General features: G+C 72.7%; 13 protein-coding genes and 1 pseudogene. 6 read left to right on the plus strand and 8 right to left on the minus strand.

All coding sequences use genetic code 11. From position 1 onward, the window contains the following. Positions 1–46 precede the first annotated feature (46 nt). Complete coding sequence (locus FNQ90_RS02085) at positions 47–463, minus strand: VOC family protein (RefSeq protein WP_182604670.1); 417 nt, start codon at positions 461–463, stop codon at positions 47–49. 130 nt (positions 464–593) lie between these two features. Between FNQ90_RS02085 and FNQ90_RS02090 the strand changes: the two genes are divergently transcribed. Continuing rightward, positions 594–1,274 carry a ThuA domain-containing protein gene (locus FNQ90_RS02090; RefSeq protein WP_182604671.1) on the plus strand — a complete coding sequence of 227 codons (681 nt, stop codon included), beginning with the start codon at positions 594–596 and terminating at the stop codon, positions 1,272–1,274. Between the two features lie 174 nt (positions 1,275–1,448). Beyond that, on the plus strand, positions 1,449–2,417 hold the full coding sequence (locus FNQ90_RS02095; protein WP_182604680.1) for an aldo/keto reductase: 969 nt from the start codon (positions 1,449–1,451) through the stop codon (positions 2,415–2,417). A 36-nt stretch (positions 2,418–2,453) separates the two neighbouring features. Here FNQ90_RS02095 and FNQ90_RS02100 read toward each other — a convergent pair whose 3' ends face one another. The 6 genes from FNQ90_RS02100 to rhaI all read right to left on the minus strand — a co-directional run bounded on the left by FNQ90_RS02100 (position 2,454) and on the right by rhaI (position 10,275). Next, entirely contained in the window at positions 2,454–3,173 is a 720-nt protein-coding gene (locus FNQ90_RS02100; protein ID WP_323379736.1) for a LutC/YkgG family protein, read from the minus strand. Beyond that, positions 3,170–4,723, minus strand: coding sequence for a lactate utilization protein B (locus FNQ90_RS02105; protein WP_407699296.1), 1,554 nt, complete (start codon positions 4,721–4,723; stop codon positions 3,170–3,172). Before FNQ90_RS02105 ends, FNQ90_RS02100 begins: the two co-directional genes overlap by 4 nt. Continuing rightward, complete coding sequence (locus FNQ90_RS02110) at positions 4,720–5,481, minus strand: (Fe-S)-binding protein (RefSeq protein ID WP_182604682.1); 762 nt, start codon at positions 5,479–5,481, stop codon at positions 4,720–4,722. Before FNQ90_RS02110 ends, FNQ90_RS02105 begins: the two co-directional genes overlap by 4 nt. 4 nt (positions 5,482–5,485) lie before the next feature. After that, entirely contained in the window at positions 5,486–7,006 is a 1,521-nt protein-coding gene (locus tag FNQ90_RS02115; protein ID WP_182604673.1) for a rhamnulokinase, read from the minus strand. After that, on the minus strand, positions 7,003–9,048 hold the full coding sequence (locus FNQ90_RS02120; RefSeq protein ID WP_182604674.1) for a bifunctional aldolase/short-chain dehydrogenase: 2,046 nt from the start codon (positions 9,046–9,048) through the stop codon (positions 7,003–7,005). Before FNQ90_RS02120 ends, FNQ90_RS02115 begins: the two co-directional genes overlap by 4 nt. Before the next feature lie 66 nt (positions 9,049–9,114). Further along, positions 9,115–10,275, minus strand: coding sequence for an L-rhamnose isomerase (gene rhaI / locus FNQ90_RS02125; protein ID WP_182604675.1), 1,161 nt, complete (start codon positions 10,273–10,275; stop codon positions 9,115–9,117). A 221-nt stretch (positions 10,276–10,496) separates the two neighbouring features. Here rhaI and FNQ90_RS02130 point away from each other — a divergent pair, with 221 nt between their 5' ends. The 3 genes from FNQ90_RS02130 to FNQ90_RS02140 all read left to right on the plus strand — a co-directional run bounded on the left by FNQ90_RS02130 (position 10,497) and on the right by FNQ90_RS02140 (position 12,589). Further along, positions 10,497–10,817 carry an L-rhamnose mutarotase gene (locus FNQ90_RS02130; RefSeq protein ID WP_182604676.1) on the plus strand — a complete coding sequence of 107 codons (321 nt, stop codon included), beginning with the start codon at positions 10,497–10,499 and terminating at the stop codon, positions 10,815–10,817. Between the two features lie 244 nt (positions 10,818–11,061). After that, on the plus strand, positions 11,062–12,093 hold the full coding sequence (locus tag FNQ90_RS02135; RefSeq protein ID WP_182604677.1) for a LacI family DNA-binding transcriptional regulator: 1,032 nt from the start codon (positions 11,062–11,064) through the stop codon (positions 12,091–12,093). Positions 12,094–12,166: 73 nt separating this feature from the next. Next, positions 12,167–12,589, plus strand: a complete 423-nt coding sequence (locus tag FNQ90_RS02140; RefSeq protein ID WP_182604678.1) for a secondary thiamine-phosphate synthase enzyme YjbQ — start codon at positions 12,167–12,169, stop codon at positions 12,587–12,589. A gap of 614 nt (positions 12,590–13,203) precedes the next feature. On the opposite strand, the gene FNQ90_RS02145 is transcribed toward FNQ90_RS02140, so the two are convergent. Then, complete coding sequence (locus FNQ90_RS02145) at positions 13,204–14,487, minus strand: glutaminase (protein ID WP_182604679.1); 1,284 nt, start codon at positions 14,485–14,487, stop codon at positions 13,204–13,206. Between the two features lie 474 nt (positions 14,488–14,961). Between FNQ90_RS02145 and FNQ90_RS02150 the strand changes: the two are divergent. Continuing rightward, positions 14,962–15,472 (plus strand): annotated as a pseudogene (locus FNQ90_RS02150) (FUSC family protein); the annotation flags it as partial.

Consider the following 15,472-nt stretch of genomic DNA (forward strand, 5'->3'; position numbering starts at 1 on the left):
GTCGGGAGGGTCGGGAGAGACGGGCCCGGGAGCGCGGACGGCGGCCTCAGCGCACCCCCGGATGAACGGGGAGCCCCTCCTCCGGAGGCGGGAAGACCAGGAACTCGTTGCCCTCCGGGTCGGCCAGGACATCCCAGTCCCGGGCCCCCGAACGCGCGGAGACCATGGTCGCGCCCATCGCCAGCAGTCGTTCGGAGTCGCCCCACACGTCCAGCCGGACGGGGTTCCGGCTCGTCCCGCGTTCCTCGACCGGCGTGATCCAGATGGTGGGCCCCTCGCCCGCCGGGTCGTGGATGGCCACCGGCCACTCCGCCGGGCGCGGCTTCGTCTCACCGGCCCACGTTCCCCGGCGCCGGTACCCCAGCGCCTCGCACCACCAGTCGGCGAGCCGCTGGTGATCCAGTGCCTCCAGGGTGAGGTCCCGGAAGGTGGCCGGGGCATCGCCCCGTTGCTCCGCGCTCATCCCGCCTCCGTCACGTCGTTGCCGACCGCCGACGCGGTCGCGGGCCCCGTACCCCGTGCCGGGTGGATCATGCCGGGCCGGTTCCGGGCCCTCCCCGGACCGCCTCCCGCGGGAGCCCTACCATGACGGCATGGCCCCCGAATCCCGCGGTCCCGGACCGGTGCTGGTCTACTCCCGCACCGCCGACTACCGACACGAGTCGATCCCGCACGGTGTGGCGGCGCTGCGAGAACTGGGTGCCGGGCACGGCTTCCGGGTCACCGCCACCGAGGACCCGGACGAGTTGACGGCGGAGCTGCCGCACCACGCCGTGGTCGTCTTCCTCTCCACCAGCGGTGACGTTCTCACCGATGCCGCCCGTACGGCCCTGCGCGCCCATCAGGGCGCCGGTGGCGGCTTCGTGGGGATCCACGCCGCGAGCTGCACCGAGTACGGCTGGCCCTGGTACGGCAGGCTGATCGGCGCCCGCTTCACCGAGCACCCCGACCTCCAGCCGGGTGTGGTGGTCGTGGAGGACCGGGAGCACCCGGCCACCGCGCACCTGCCGCCCCGCTGGGAGTTCACCGACGAGTGGTACGCCTTCGACCGCAATCCGCGCGGCCGGGTTCGGATGCTCGCCTCCGCCGACGGGAGCACCTTCCGCGGCGGCACCCCGGGCGCCGACCGCCCCCTGGTGTGGTGCCACGAGGACACCGGGGGGCGTTCCTTCCAGACCGCCCTCGGGCACACGGTGGAGTGCTGGGACGATCCGCTCTTCCGGGCCCATGTGCTCGGTGGGATCCGCTGGGCCGGTGGCGCCGACGGGCCCTGAGCACCGGCGACGGCCGCGTCACCCGCCCCCGGGGGCGGCGGGGCGGGGGAACCGCGAAACCCGACGTGAGACGATGCCCCGGGGCGGGTCCCCCGCCGTCCCCGCCCCTTCGCACGCACGTCGAGGAGACCACGGGTGAGCCGATACACCGCCGCCGAGGACCGCTACTCCACCATGCAGTACCGCCGGTGCGGTCGCAGCGGTGTCCTGCTGCCCGCCGTCTCCCTGGGGCTGTGGCACAACTTCGGGGACGCCACCCCCCTGGAGACCCAGCGCGCCGTGCTGCGGCGTGCCTTCGACCGCGGCGTCACCCACATCGATCTCGCCAACAACTACGGCCCCCCGTACGGTTCCGCCGAAGCCAACTTCGGCACGCTCCTCGCCCGGGATCTGCGTCCGTACCGGGACGAACTGTTCATCGCCACCAAGGCGGGTTACGACATGTGGCCCGGCCCCTACGGGGAATGGGGTTCGCGCAAGTACCTCCTGGCCAGCCTGGACCGGTCGCTGGAGCGAATGGGCCTGGAGTACGTGGACGTCTTCTACTCCCACCGCTTCGACCCCGACACGCCGTTGGAGGAGACCCTCGGGGCGCTGGACACCGCGGTACGCCGGGGCAAGGCGCTGTACGTCGGCATCTCCAACTACCCCGCCGACCAGCACCGGCGCGCGGTGAAGATCCTGCGGGCGATGGGCACCCCCCTGCTGGTTCACCAATCGCCCTACAACATGATCGATCGCCGGTTGGAGGACGAGGTCCTGGACGCCGTCGGCGACACCGGCACGGCCCTGATCGCCTACTCCCCGCTGGCCCAGGGGCTGCTGACCGATCGCTACCTGTCCGGCGAGGTCCCCGCCGACTCCCGTATGGCCCGGGCCCGTTTCCTGCGCCCCGAGGCGTTGACCGCCGGTCGGCTGGAGATGCTGCGCGCGCTCGACGCCTTCGCCCGGGGGCGGGGGCAGACCCTCGCACAGCTCGCCCTGGCGTGGGTGTTGCGCGACCCGCGGGTGGTCTCGGTACTGATCGGGGCCGGGAGCGTGACCCAGCTCGACCAGAACCTCGCGGCGATCGAGTCCGGGCCGCTCACCTTCGGCGAACTCGCGGAGATCGATCGCATCATGGGGTCCGAACTGCTGGAGTGACCCGTCCGGCCCCGACCGGGCCCGGACGGCACGGGGTCAGTACCCCGCCGCCCCGGTCCCGGTCGGCCCGACCAGCAGCACCTCCAGCACCCGGGGGCCGTGCACCCCCTCCACCCGGTCCAACTCGATGTCGCTGGTGGCGGAGGGGCCCGAGATCCAGGTCTGCGGGCGGTGCGGCACCAGCCGCGGCATCGCCTCCGGCACCGACGCCACCACCTGTTCGGGCACCCGCACCACGCACAGGTGGTGATCCGGGATCAGCGTGATGCGTCGCCGCCCCTGGTCGGGGGAGCCGTCCAGCACGATGGTGCCGGTCTCCGCGATCGCCAGCGCGCAGCCGGTGACCACCGCGTCCACGGCGTCCAGTTCGGCGGCGGTGGCGGCGGGGTCGTCCGGGACCCGGGTGATGTCCTCCGGCAACCAGCCGTCGGGAAGGCCCGGCGGGGTGACTACGCTCCGCGCCCCGCGCGCCGCCAGCAGTCGGGCGATCAGCGCCGGCAGGCCGGCGGGGTCCACCCGGTGCACCAGGGCCCGGTAGTCGGCCAGGTTCTCGGCCAGCAGTTCCACCGGGTCGGTGGTCCCTTCGGAGGTGTCCGGGAGGTGGGAGACGGCGTAATCCCGGGGAATCGGCGGTGCCACCGGGGCCCCCGAACCGCCCGGACCGGGGCCGGAGGGCCCCAGGGCGCGCCGGATCCGGCCGAGGATCACCTCGCGGCTGTCGTGTCCGCCGCCCCCTCCGCGCGCGTGATCGGTCACGACCGCTCCTTCCGTGATGTGTCCCCGTCCCCGGCACCGCTCCCACCGCCCGGCCCCCGGGTGCGGTGCCACCATTGGCGGAAGGACTCGGCGGGCACCGTGGGCAGGTCCCGGCTCGCCGTCCACGCGGCGCCCGGCCCGGGCAACCGGCGCGGGTGCAGCCGGCGGGTGCGTCCGGCCACCCGCTGCCCGGCGCGCACCACGCCGGGGCGCTCCAGCGCCCAGCGGGCGGCCCGCATCACGGCCCGTTCGGCGGCGTGGCCGCGCGCCGGCTTCAGCCGCACCCGGCTGCCCCGCACCGTCACCTCGCCGCCCTCGACCACCCGTTCGCGCAGGTGCACCAGGACCCGGGGAATGTCGATGGCAACCGGACAGACCTCGTAACAGGCCCCGCACAGCGAGGAGGCGTACGGCAACGAGGCGTCCAGCTCGCTGCCCACGCCGCGCAGCTGCGGCGTGAGGATCGCCCCGATCGGTCCCGGATAGGCCGACCCGTAGGCGTGGCCGCCCGCCCGCTCGTAGACCGGGCAGACGTTCAGACACGCCGAGCAGCGGATGCAGCGCAGTGCCTGGCGACCCACGGTGTCGGCCAGCACGTCGGTGCGGCCGTTGTCCAGCAGCACCAGGTGGAACTCCCGGGGGCCGTCGCCATCGGTGGTGCCGGTCCACATGGTGGTGTACGGGTTCATCCGCTCGGCGGTGGAGGAGCGCGGCAACAACTGCAGGAAGACCTCCAGATCCCGCCAGGTCGGCACCACCTTCTCGATGCCCACCACCGAGATCAGCGTCTCCGGCAGTGTGAGGCACATGCGGCCGTTGCCCTCGGACTCCACGACCACCAGGGTGCCGGTCTCGGCCACCATGAAGTTGGCCCCCGAGATCCCCACCCTCGCCCGCAGGAACTTCTCCCGCAGGTGCAACCGGGCGGCCTCCGCGAGTTCGGCCGGTCGGTCGGTGAGGCCCTCGGGCGCCGCCCGACCCCACTCGCCCATCCGCTCCCGGAAGATGTCCCGGATCTCGCTCCGGTTGCGGTGGATCGCCGGGACCAGGATGTGCGAGGGCAGATCGTCGCCGAGCTGCACGATCAGCTCGGCCAGGTCCGTCTCGTAGGCGGTGATGCCGGCCTCGGCCAGGGCCTCGTTGAGCCCGATCTCCTGGGTGGCCATCGACTTGACCTTGATCACCTCGGTCTCGCCGGTGGCGTGCACCAACTCGGTGACGATCCGGTTGGCCTCGGCCGCGTCGGAGGCCCAGTGCACGGTGCCGCCCGCCGCGGTCACCGCCGCCTCCAGCCGTTCCAGGTGGCTGTCCAGCCGCAGCAGTACGTCGTCCTTGATCGCGGCGCCGGCCGCCCGCAACTCCGGCCAGTCGGAGAGTTCGGCGACCGCCCGGGCCCGCTTGTCGCGGATGGTGTGGGTGGCGTGCCGCAGGTTGCCGCGCAGGGTGGCGTCCCGCCCGGCCGCCTCCGCGGCGGTGGGGAAGTCGCGCGGGGCCGTGGGGCGGCTGCCACCGCCCGGGCGGCCGGGCATGCCGAGGAAGGTGCCGCTCACCGCTTCGCCCCTCCCGTGCCCGTCACCGCGCCGTGCGCCGCGGCACCCGGGCTCTCCTCGGTGGAGGCGAGGATCTCCGCCAGGTGCACCGGGCGGACCGGGGAACCGGCCCGCCGCAGCACACCGCCGATGTGCATCAGGCAGGAATTGTCCACCGTGCACACCGCCGAGGCGCCGGTGGAGACCACCGCCCGGGCCTTGTCCCGGCCCATCGCCGTGGAGACCGCCGCGTTCTTCACCGCGAAGGTGCCGCCGAAGCCGCAGCACTCCTCGGCGCCGGGCAGCTCCACCAGTTCCAGACCGCGCACCCGCTCCAACAGCCGGCGCGGTCGGTCCCCCAACCCCAGGGCCCGCAGCCCGTGGCAGGTGGGGTGGTAGGTCACGGTGTGCGGGTAGTACGCTCCCACGTCCGTCACCCCCAGGACGTCCACCAGGAACTCGGTCAGCTCCAGGGTTCGGCGCGCGGTTTCCGCCGCGCCCGGTACCGCGAACCCCGGGTGGTGGTCGCGGACCATGGCCGCGCACGATCCCGAGGGCGTAACGATGTGGTCGCACCCCGCGAAGACCTCCGCGTACCGCCGCACCAGCGGTTCGGTCTCGCTCCGGTAACCGGTGTTGAACTGGGGCTGGCCGCAGCAGCTCTGCGCCTCGGGAAAATCCACCTCCACGCCCAGCCGCTCCAGCAGCGTCACCACCGCCCGGCCCGTGTCGGGGTAGAGGGTGTCGTTCACGCAGGTGATGAAGAGTCCCACCCGCATCCGCTCAGCCATGCAGTCGCTCCTCCGCCCGCCGCCAGGGACCCGTTCCGCCCACCGGCTCATGGTGCCGCAGCGGCAGCCCGGCCCGCAGCAGGGACCGCAGCTCAAAGAGTCCACCGGTCACCGCACCGGCCGCCCGGGCCTGCACCAGGGCGTTGCCCAGAGCGGCGGCCTCGGCGGGACCCGCGACCACCGGCAGGCCGCAGGCCTCGGCGGTCAACCGGCACAGCGGTTCGTTCCGGGCACCGCCGCCGACCACGTGCACGACGTCGATCCCGCGCCCGGAGAGGCGGCTCGCGTCCGCCAGGGCACGGCGGTGGGCCAGAGCGAGCGAGTCCAGGACGCAGCGGACCGTCTCCGCCCGGCCCCGGGGCACCGGCCATCCGGTGCGCCGACAAGCCTCCGTGATGCGGGCGGGCATGTCGCCGGGGGTGATGAAGGTCTCGTCCCCGGCGTCCACCACCGAGCGCAGCGGTTCGGCGCGGTCGGCGGCCGCCAGCAGACCGGCCAGGTCGGGCGCGCCACCGTCCTCGGCCTCCCAGGTCCGCAGACACTCCTGGAGCAGCCACAGCCCCATGATGTTGCGCAGGTACCGGACGGTGCCGTCGACGCCCAGTTCGTTGGTGAAGTTCGCCAGTCGGCTCTCCTCGGTCAGCACGGGCCCGGGCAGCTCCAGCCCGGCCAGGGACCAGGTGCCGGTGGCGATGTAGCCGAACCGCGGATCCGTCCCGTCCCCGGTCGCCGGTACGCCGACCACCGCGGAGGCGGTGTCATGGGAGCCGACCGCGATCACCGACACCGGGCCGGTCAGGCCGGTTTCGGCCAGGACGTGCGGAAGCAGTTCCCCCGCGGGGTCGCCGGGCCGGCGCAGCGGTGGGAAGAGACCGAGGTCGATGTCGAGTGCGTCGGCCACCTCCCGCGACCAGTTCCGGGTGCGCGGGTCGATCAACTGGGTGGTGGAGGCGTTGGTCAGTTCGGTGCCGGCCTCACCGGTGAGCCAGTACGAGATCAGGTCCGGGATCAGCAGCACCTGCCGGGCGGCCGACCACGCGGCGCCTCCGCGCGCCGCCGTCAGCTGGTAGATCGTGTTGAACGGCAGGTGCTGCAGGCCGGTGGAGGCGTACAGCCGCTCGGGCGGCAGCACGGCCGCCACCTTCTCGGCGGTGCCCTCGACCCGGCCGTCCCGGTAGTGCACGGGATTGCCCAGCAGGACGCCGTCCGCGTCCAGCAGGCCGTGGTCCACCGCCCAGGAGTCGATCCCCACGCCGTCCAGCCACCCACCGGTGATCCGGCCCGCCTCCCGCAGACCGTCCAGGACCCCGCGGTACAGGGCGGGGATGTCCCAGTGGAGGGTGGGGCCCATCCGCACCGGGCGGTTGGGGAAGCGGTGCACCTCCCGCAGGTCCAGCCGGTCGGGCCCCACCCTCACCAGCATCACCCGACCGCTGGACGCCCCGAGGTCCACGGCGGCGAAGGCCCCGCCCCGGGGGGACCCGGGGCGGGGGCCGACGGTCGCGCCGCTCATCGCAGGAAGGCCGCGGCGACGCCCGCGTCGACCGGGATGTGCAGGCCGGTGGTGTGCGACAGGTCGCCGGCGGTCAGCGTGTACACCGCCGCCGCCACGTGCTCGGGCAGCACCTCGCGCTTGAGGAGGGTCCGCTGTGCGTAGAACTCGCCCAGTTTCTCCTCCTCCACGCCGTACACCGCGGCCCGCTTCGCGCCCCACCCGGCGGCGAAGATGCCGGAACCGCGCACCACCCCGTCGGGGTTGACGCCGTTGACCCGGATGCCGTGCTCCCCGAGTTCGGCGGCGAGCAGCCGCACCTGGTGGGCCTGGTCGGCCTTGGTGGCGCCGTAGGCGATGTTGTTGGGGCCTGCGAAGACACCGTTCTTGGAGACGATGTAGACGATGTCGCCGCCCATGGCCTGGGCGATCATCATCCGGGCCGCCTCGCGGGAGACCAGGAACGAGCCGCGCGCCATGATCCGGTGCTGCAGGTCCCAGTCGGCCGCGGTGGTCTCGGTCAACGGCTTGGAGACGGAGATGCCCGCGTTGTTCACCACCAGGTCGATGCCGCCGAAGGCCAGCGCGCCGACCGCGAACGCCTCGGCGATCGCCTCCTCCGAGGTGACGTCGGTGGCCACCGCGACGGCGCGGTCCGGGCCGCCCAACTCCCGGGCCACCTCCGCGGAGCGTTCGGCGTCCAGGTCGGCGACCACCACGCAGGCGCCCTCGGCGGCGAGCCGGCGGGCGGTGGCCAGGCCGATGCCGGAGGCCGCGCCGGTGACCAGCGCCACCCGGGTCGCCAGCGGCTTGGGCTTCGGCATCCGCCGCAGCTTGGCCTCCTCCAGCTCCCAGTACTCGATCCGGAACTTCTCGGACTCCTCGATGGGGGCGTACCGGGAGATCGCCTCGGCGCCGCGCATGACGTTGATGGCGTTGACGTAGAACTCGCCGGCCACCCTGGCGGTCTGCTTGTCCTTGCCGAAGGAGAACATCCCGACCCCGGGGACCAGCACGATGGCCGGGTCGGCGCCCCGCATGGCGGGGGAGCCGGGGGTGGCGTGCCGCTCGTAGTAGGCGCGGTACTCCTCGCGGTACTCCGCGTGCAGTTCCCGCAGCCGCTCCACCACCCGCTCGATCGGGGCGTCGGCCGGCAGGTCGAGGACCATCGGGCGGACCTTGGTGCGCAGGAAGTGGTCGGGGCAGGAGGTGCCCAGGGCCGCCAGCCGGGGGTGTTCGGCGCGGGCGAGGAAGTCCAGCACCGCCTCGCCGTCGGTGAAGTGCCCCAACTGCGGGCGGTCGGTGGAGGCCAGGCCCCGGATCACGGGGGCGAGGGCAGCGGCACGGGCCCGCCGCTCCTCCTCCGGCAGCGGTGTCCACTGCGGGCGCACCGCCCCGAAGGGCTCGGGCCGACCCCGCTCGCGGATGAAGCGCTCGGCGGTGCGGATGATGTCCAGGGAGTTGCGCTCGCACTCCTCGGAGGTGTCTCCCCAGGCGGTGATGCCGTGGCCGCCCAGGACACAGCCGATCGCCCGCGGGTTGGACTCCTTGACGGCGGCGATGTCCAGCCCGAGTTGGAAGCCGGGGCGGCGCCAGGGCACCCACACCACCCGGTCGCCGAAGCACTCGGCGGTCAACTTCTCCCCGTCGGCGGCACAGGCCAGCGCGATGCCGGAGTCGGGGTGCAGGTGGTCCACGTGCGCCGCCTCCACCAGACCGTGCATGGCGGTGTCGATGGAGGGCGCGGCGCCCCCCTTGCCGTGCAGGCAGTAGTCGAAGGCGGCGACCATCCCGTCCTCGTGGTCCACGCCCGGGTAGACCCCGGTCAGGGCGCGCAGGCGGTCCAGCCGCAGTGCGGCCAGACCCCCCTCGGTGAGGGTGCCCAGGTCGCCCCCGGAGCCCTTGACCCACATCAGGTCGATGTCGGCGCCGGTGACCGGGTCGGTCGCGGTGCCCTTGGCGGAGGTGTTGCCACCCGCGTAGTTGGTGTTGCGCGGATCGGCTCCGAGCCGGTGCGAGCGCTCCAACAGCTCGGCTACCGGCCGGGGCGTGGCGTCCGTCATCTTCTCCCTGCTTCCTGGCTTCCTGTACTGCGGGTGCGGGTGCTCGGGGGCCGGACCCCGGCGGGGTCAGGCGCCCCAGCCGGCCTGTTCGCCGCCCCGACGCTCGGCGACGATGCGCTCGGCCCAGCCGGAGCGCCGGTAGGCGGCGATGGGGTCGGGGTCCAGTCCCCGTTCCTCGCGCAACTCGGCCAGCAAAGGCCGCACGTCGGTGTTGTAGGCGTCCATCAGGACCGCGTTGGCACCCAGGACGTCACCGGTCGACTGAGCGGCGGACAGTGCCTCCCGGTCCACCAGCAGGGCCTTGGCGGTGGCCTCCTGGACGTTCATCACCGAGCGGATGATCGCGGGGATCTTGGGCTCGATGTTGTGGCACTGATCCAGCATGAAGGCGACGTCGGGCACGAACCCCCCGCCCCCGATGACCTCGTGCATGATGCGGAACAGTTGGAAGGGGTCGGCTGCCCCCACCATCAGGTCGTCGTCGGCGTAGAAGCGGGAGTTGAAGTCGAAGCCGCCGAGTTTCCCCTCGCGCAGCAGGACCGCCACGATGAACTCGATGTTGGTGCCCGGCGCGTGGTGGCCGGTGTCCACCACGACCTGCGCCCGCTCGCCCAATCGCAGGCAGTGCGCGTACGCGGTGCCCCAGTCCGGCACGTCGGTGGTGTAGAAGGCCGGCTCGAAGAACTTGTACTCCAGGAGCATCCGCTGCTCCGCGCCCAGGCGCCCGTACACGGCCGTCAGTGCCTCGGCGAGGCGGTCCTGACGCGCGCGGATGTCGTCCTGGCCGGGGTAGTTGGTGCCGTCGGCGAACCACAGCTTCAGGTCCCGCGAGCCGGTGGCGTCCATGATGTCCACGCACTCGAGCAGGTGGTCCAGGGCCTTGCGACGCACCCGGGGGTCGGGGTGGCAGACGCTGCCCAGACGGTAGTCGTCGTCCTGGAAGACGTTGGAGTTGATCGTTCCCAGCCGCAACCCCAGGTCCTTGGCGAAGGTCGCCAGGGCCGCGTAGTCGTCGACCCGGTCCCAGGGGATGTGCAGGGCCACGGAGGGGGCGGCGCCGGTCAGTTCGTGCACCCGCGCGGCGTCCTCCAGCTTCTCCCGCGGGGTGCGCGGGACGCCCTCCCGGGCGAACACCTTGAACCGGGTGCCGGAGTTTCCGTAGGCCCATGAGGGGGTCTCGATGGCCTGGGTGGCGAGGGCCGCCTTGACGGCGGAGGAGGCGGTCATGCGATCAGGGCTCCCGGGGTGCTGGACACCGCTATGAATCGTTTCACTAGCTCGAAGCTAAGAGGGGGTCGGGAGTCGTGTCAAGACGCCGGTGGGCATCGGCCGGGAAGTGGGCGTCGGTAATCATCGGAATGGCCGTGAACAGCCGATCTTGACGCGCTGTGATGGCCCGGCTAGCTTGCGTCCCCGATGGATGAAACCTTTCATGAAGGAGCGGCGCCGTGCGGCGGATCTGCTTTCTGCTCAAGGTCCGGGCGGACCGCCTGGAGGAGTACCGGGCGCGCCACGCCGACGTGTGGCCCGAGATGCGCCGCGCGCTGAGCGAGACCGGCTGGCACAACTACTCCCTCTTCCTGCGTGAGGACGGCCTGCTCGTGGGCTACCTGGAGACCGAGGACTTCGATGCCGCCCGGGAGGCGATGGCCCGCACCGGGGTCAACGCCCGCTGGCAGGCCGAGATGGCGGAGTTCTTCGAGGAGCTCGACGGGGTCGGCCCCGATGAGGCGATGCGGCCGCTCACCGAGGTCTTCCATCTGGATTGACCACCCTCCGGGCGCGGGTCCGGGAGCCCACGGCTCCCGGGAACGAACCGATAACAACCCTTCCGATCGTGTTCGAACGGCGCAGGGCTGTCCGTTCGTGATCATTCGCGGCTCCGGGGCGCGACTCGGGGATCGCCCGGTGTCCTCACGCCCCCCGGCCGCCTACCATGTCCCGGCGGCGGAGACCCGGCGGCGGAAGCCGGGGGTGACCGGCGGGGCACGACGAGAGAACGGAACGGGGACGATGACGCACACGGTCGGGATCAAGGAGGTCGCCCGACGGGCCGGCGTGTCGGTGGGCACGGTCTCCAACGTCATCAACCGCCCCCACATGGTCGCCGAGGACACCCGCCGTCGGGTTCGTGCCGCCATCAACGAACTCGGCTACGTGCGCAGCGAGTCGGCCCGGCAGTTGCGGGCCGGTCGCAGTCGTATCATCGCCCTGCTCGTCCTCGACATGGCCAACCCCTTCTTCGTCGACGTGGCGATGGGGGCCGAGCGGGTCGCGCGCGCCTCCGGGCTGGGCGTCATGCTCTGCAACAGCGCCCAGAGCGTCTCCGAGGAGACCGATTACCTCTCTCTCTTCGCCGAGCAGCGGGTGCGCGGGGTCCTGGTCACCCCCGCGGACATGACCGGCCGCAACCTCACCGCCTTCCGCCGACACAACATCCCCTTCGTCCTGGTGGACCGGGTGCTGCCCAGCGCCGAGGGTTGCTCGGTCTCGGTGGACGACGTACGCGGCGGCGCCCTGGCCGTTCGCCACCTGCTGGCCGAGGGGCACGAGCGGATCACCTATGTCAGCGGGCCGATGTCCCTGCAGCAGTGCCGTGACCGTCTCTCCGGCGCCCTGCTCGCGCTCGAGGAGGCGGGGTGCGGCCCGGAGGACCTGCGCCACCTGGAGGCCGAGCGCCTCGACGTCGCCGCCGGACGGGACGCCGGTGCCCGACTGCTGGGCGTCAACCCCCGCCCCGGGGCGGTCTTCTGCGCCAACGACCTGCTCGCCCTGGGCGTCCTCCAGGCCTTCTTCGCGGCCGGGGTACGGGTGCCCGAGGACGTGGCGATGGTCGGTTACGACGACATCGAGTTCGCCGCCGCGGCGGCGGTACCGCTGACCTCGGTCCGGCAGCCCGCCGGCCGGATGGGGCGCGAGGCCGCCGAACTTCTGCTCCAGGAGACGGGGGATGACGCGGCCCGCCACCGGCACCGGCGCATCGTGCTGGAACCCGAACTGATCGTTCGCGAATCGAGCCTCGGTCCGCGCGCCGGCCGTCGATGACCGCCCTCCCGGGGGATCATCGGGATCACGGACCGGCGCGGGCCCCGGGGGCCGGGGCGGAGAGGAGCGGGCGATGACGGACGGACTGCGCAGCCGGGAACTGCGGGTGACCACCGGTGGGCGGGAGGCCGTTCACGACCTCACCGGGGAGTGTGTCGCCTTCCTGGCGCAGGAGGCGGCCGGCGCGGACGGCCTGCTCAACGTCTTCGTGCCACACGCCACCGCCGGCATCGCGATCCTGGAGACCGGGGCCGGCAGCGACGAGGACCTCCTCGCCGCGCTGCGGGACCTGCTGCCGGCGGACGATCGCTGGCGCCATCGACACGGTAGTCCCGGCCACGGTCGCGACCACGTGCTGCCGGCACTGGTCCCGCCCCACGCCACCCTGCCGGTGATGGACGGCCGCATGGCGTTGGGCACCTGGCAGAGCATCTGCCTGGTGGACACCAATCGCGACAACCCGGACCGCCGGGTGCGGTTGAGCTTCCTGGGGTGACGGGGCCAGGACCGTCGGGGCGTTGTCGCGGCGACGCTCCTGGCGTTCGGGCGCCGGCCCGGGAGAGAGGCGCGGTACCGGCGAGGACGAGGTGGAACGGCCGCACGAGGGCTGTGACAAGTGCCCGGTCGGGGTATAACGGCCGTCCCGGGTCGAGGCGGCGACAACCTCGCCGGTGCGGCAGCGGGAGGATGTGCCGACGGCAGCCGAGGCCATCGCCGGGCACGTTATCGCCCGGGCCCATGACCGGGAGGTGTCCGGCGCCGCTGATCCGATGACCCGTCCGAGGCCCGGTGTGTGGCCGCGCGATGGGCGTGCCGCCCACGCCGGGATCGTCGCGGCGGTCGATCGGCTGCGCCGTAACGTTGTCGACTGCCTGGACACCGGCCACGGATGCGTGATGAGAGGAGGCTCCTCGTCGCTCATGGGCCCGCAGGAGGGGAGTCGAGCCGGCCCCGAGGGCTCAACCGGCGGGCTTCGCCATCGTGACCGTGAAGCCTGTCCCCGACGGGCTGCGGACCGAGTGGCCCCGCTGCTGCCGGCACGACTCGCGCGACGATGTCGCCGGCCCGGGCGGCTCCCCCCGCGGGACCGCTCGCACACCCGGGCGGTGCTCACGCAGAGGGGAGCGTCGCCTGATCCACATCACGGACGACGGTGACCCGGCCGCCGTCGCCGGGGTCGGGATCGGGCAGGATCGTCTCCGGGTCGACGAGATGGACCTCGTGGCCGTCCAGCGTCAGCCGGCGCACGACTTCCAGCACCATCCGCCGTGCCACGTCGTCGATCACGTGGACGCGTGTGAGGTCGATGGCCACCCGGGTCTCCGGGGGAGCGGTCTCCAGGATCTCCCGGACCACGCGCTCGGCTCCCGCGAAGTCGATACCACCCTGGAGTTCCAGGACGCGGAGCGCGTCCGGTCCGCTGCCGACGACGTGGTTCGACCGTACGGACGCCCGTCCGGCGGACGGCACCTCCATCGCGTGCAGGCCCATGTCCGAGGAGAATCGCTCGAACAGGGATACCCCGCGCACGCTGTTGCCGTGACGGTCCAGACGCGGTGAGAACGTGGCGATGCCGATACGTCCGGGAAGTGCCCCGATCAACCCCCCGGCCACCCCGCTCTTCGCGGGGATGCCGACCTGGGTCGCCCAGTCACCGGCCGCGTCGTACATCCCGCAGCTGAACATGACGCTGAGAACCTGGCGTACCACCGGTTCCGGCACCACCTGTTCACCCGAGAGCGGGTTCACGCCGCGATTGGCCAGCGTCGCCGCCATCATGGCCAGATCCCGCGTGGTGACGAGCACGGAGCACTGCAGGGTGTAGCCGTCGACGACGGCCCTCGCGTCCTCGATGAGGACGTCGTGGCTGCGCAGCATGTGCGCGATCGCGAGGTTGCGGTGCGCGTGTTCCATCTCTGACGCGTACACCTCCTCGTCCACCGCCAGTCGGCGACCGGCGAAGGCCGAGAGGCCGTGGATGACGCGCTCCACCCGTTCCGCCGGGCTGGAATTCTCCGCGCCGACCAGTGAGTGAACGGTGATGGCACCGGCGTTGATCATGGGATTGAGGGGGCGTCCGGTGCCGATTTCGAGGGAGATCTCGTTGAAGGCCTCTCCCGACGGCTCGACGCCGACCTTGGCGAGCACCGGGTCGAACCCCCGGTCGGCGAGGGCCAGCGCGTATGCGAACGGCTTGGAGATCGACTGGATGGTGAACGGGACATCGACGTCACCGGCGCCGTAGACCCGTCCGTCGACGGTGGCGAAGGCGGCGGCCAGCCGCTCGGGGTCAGCCGCCGCCAGCTCGGGGATGTAGGCCGCCGGTTCTCCGGAGGAGTCCGGCTCCACATCTCCCAGTGCCTCGGTCAGATAATCGGGAATGATGGGGCGCATCCTCACCTCTCCGTTCGGGACACCGGCTTCCGGCGCGGGGGGCGTCCGGAGTCCGTGCGGCGTCCTGCCACTGGGGCACATACCCGACGCCTGTCGGTTGCGCGGTCAGGCTACCGACCGGGCCGTGCGGATCGAGCAGCCGCGGATCGCCGACCACCGCGGCCGTGTCCCGCAAGACCCGGACAACGCGAGCCGGCGCCCCACGGGGTGCCGGGCTCGACCTGTGCGCGCGATCCCTCATCCACGCCTTCGGCGTGACCGTGAAACCGATGTCCACGAGCTGTGCGAGCCGTGGCGTCACCGGGACGGTGGTCGCCACCCGGGGCGTCCGGGCGCCGAAGGCGGCCTCGCGTCGGGACCGCCCTCCCCGCCGATTTGTCTGTAGAGCCCATCGAATGCTTTCCTGTGCGTGTATCACCATATGGACGCGGAGGGGGCTCGGTGGGGTCGTACGGTACAGGGCCGCGGGAGGCGGTGCCGACCACGGTGCGACGGTGGTGGGCTCCCGACCCCGGGCGGGCGCGCCTGCGCGCCGGGCTGCGGGCGGTGCTCGGCACCGGTCTCGCGGTGACCACCGTCCTGCTCTCCGGCCTCGGCCTGGAAGCCGCCCTGCTGGGCGGCCTGGCGGCGATGCTGGCCCTCTTCACGGTCACCGACCCCGACGTGCGGCAGCAGGTCGGCACCACCGCCCTGCTCCCGCTCGCGGGGCTGCCGGTGCTCGTGATCGGGTGTTTCCTGCACGACCAACCGCTCGTCCGCTCGTCGGTGTTCCTCGGCGTGGTCTTCCTCGGCGTGTGGGCCCGCCGCTTCGGACCCCGGGGCAACGCCCTCGGCATCTTCGCGTTCATGATGCTCTTCGCGGTCCAGTTCCTCGGCGCCCCGCCCGCCGACCTGGTCCGCCTCGTCCCCGCCGTGCTGCTCGCCCTGGCCGGCGCGGCCCTCGTGCGATTCGTCCTGTGGTGCCGGGAACGGCGCACCCCGCCCC

It is taken from the genome of Streptomyces alkaliphilus, assembly GCF_014141535.1.
GTDB lineage: Bacteria > Actinomycetota > Actinomycetes > Streptomycetales > Streptomycetaceae > Streptomyces > Streptomyces alkaliphilus.

Excerpts from the sequence above, each read along its gene's own strand:
- FNQ90_RS02085 (WP_182604670.1), bottom strand. The coding sequence starts at position 463 with ATGAGCGCGGAGCAACGGGGCGATGCCCCGGCCACCTTCCGGGACCTC.
- FNQ90_RS02090 (WP_182604671.1), top strand. The coding sequence starts at position 594 with ATGGCCCCCGAATCCCGCGGTCCCGGACCGGTGCTGGTCTACTCCCGC.
- FNQ90_RS02095 (WP_182604680.1), top strand. The coding sequence starts at position 1,449 with ATGCAGTACCGCCGGTGCGGTCGCAGCGGTGTCCTGCTGCCCGCCGTC.
- FNQ90_RS02110 (WP_182604682.1), bottom strand. The coding sequence starts at position 5,481 with ATGCGGGTGGGACTCTTCATCACCTGCGTGAACGACACCCTCTACCCC.
- FNQ90_RS02115 (WP_182604673.1), bottom strand. The coding sequence starts at position 7,006 with ATGAGCGGCGCGACCGTCGGCCCCCGCCCCGGGTCCCCCCGGGGCGGG.
- FNQ90_RS02120 (WP_182604674.1), bottom strand. The coding sequence starts at position 9,048 with ATGACGGACGCCACGCCCCGGCCGGTAGCCGAGCTGTTGGAGCGCTCG.
- rhaI (WP_182604675.1), bottom strand. The coding sequence starts at position 10,275 with ATGACCGCCTCCTCCGCCGTCAAGGCGGCCCTCGCCACCCAGGCCATC.
- FNQ90_RS02135 (WP_182604677.1), top strand. The coding sequence starts at position 11,062 with ATGACGCACACGGTCGGGATCAAGGAGGTCGCCCGACGGGCCGGCGTG.
- FNQ90_RS02140 (WP_182604678.1), top strand. The coding sequence starts at position 12,167 with ATGACGGACGGACTGCGCAGCCGGGAACTGCGGGTGACCACCGGTGGG.
- FNQ90_RS02145 (WP_182604679.1), bottom strand. The coding sequence starts at position 14,487 with ATGCGCCCCATCATTCCCGATTATCTGACCGAGGCACTGGGAGATGTG.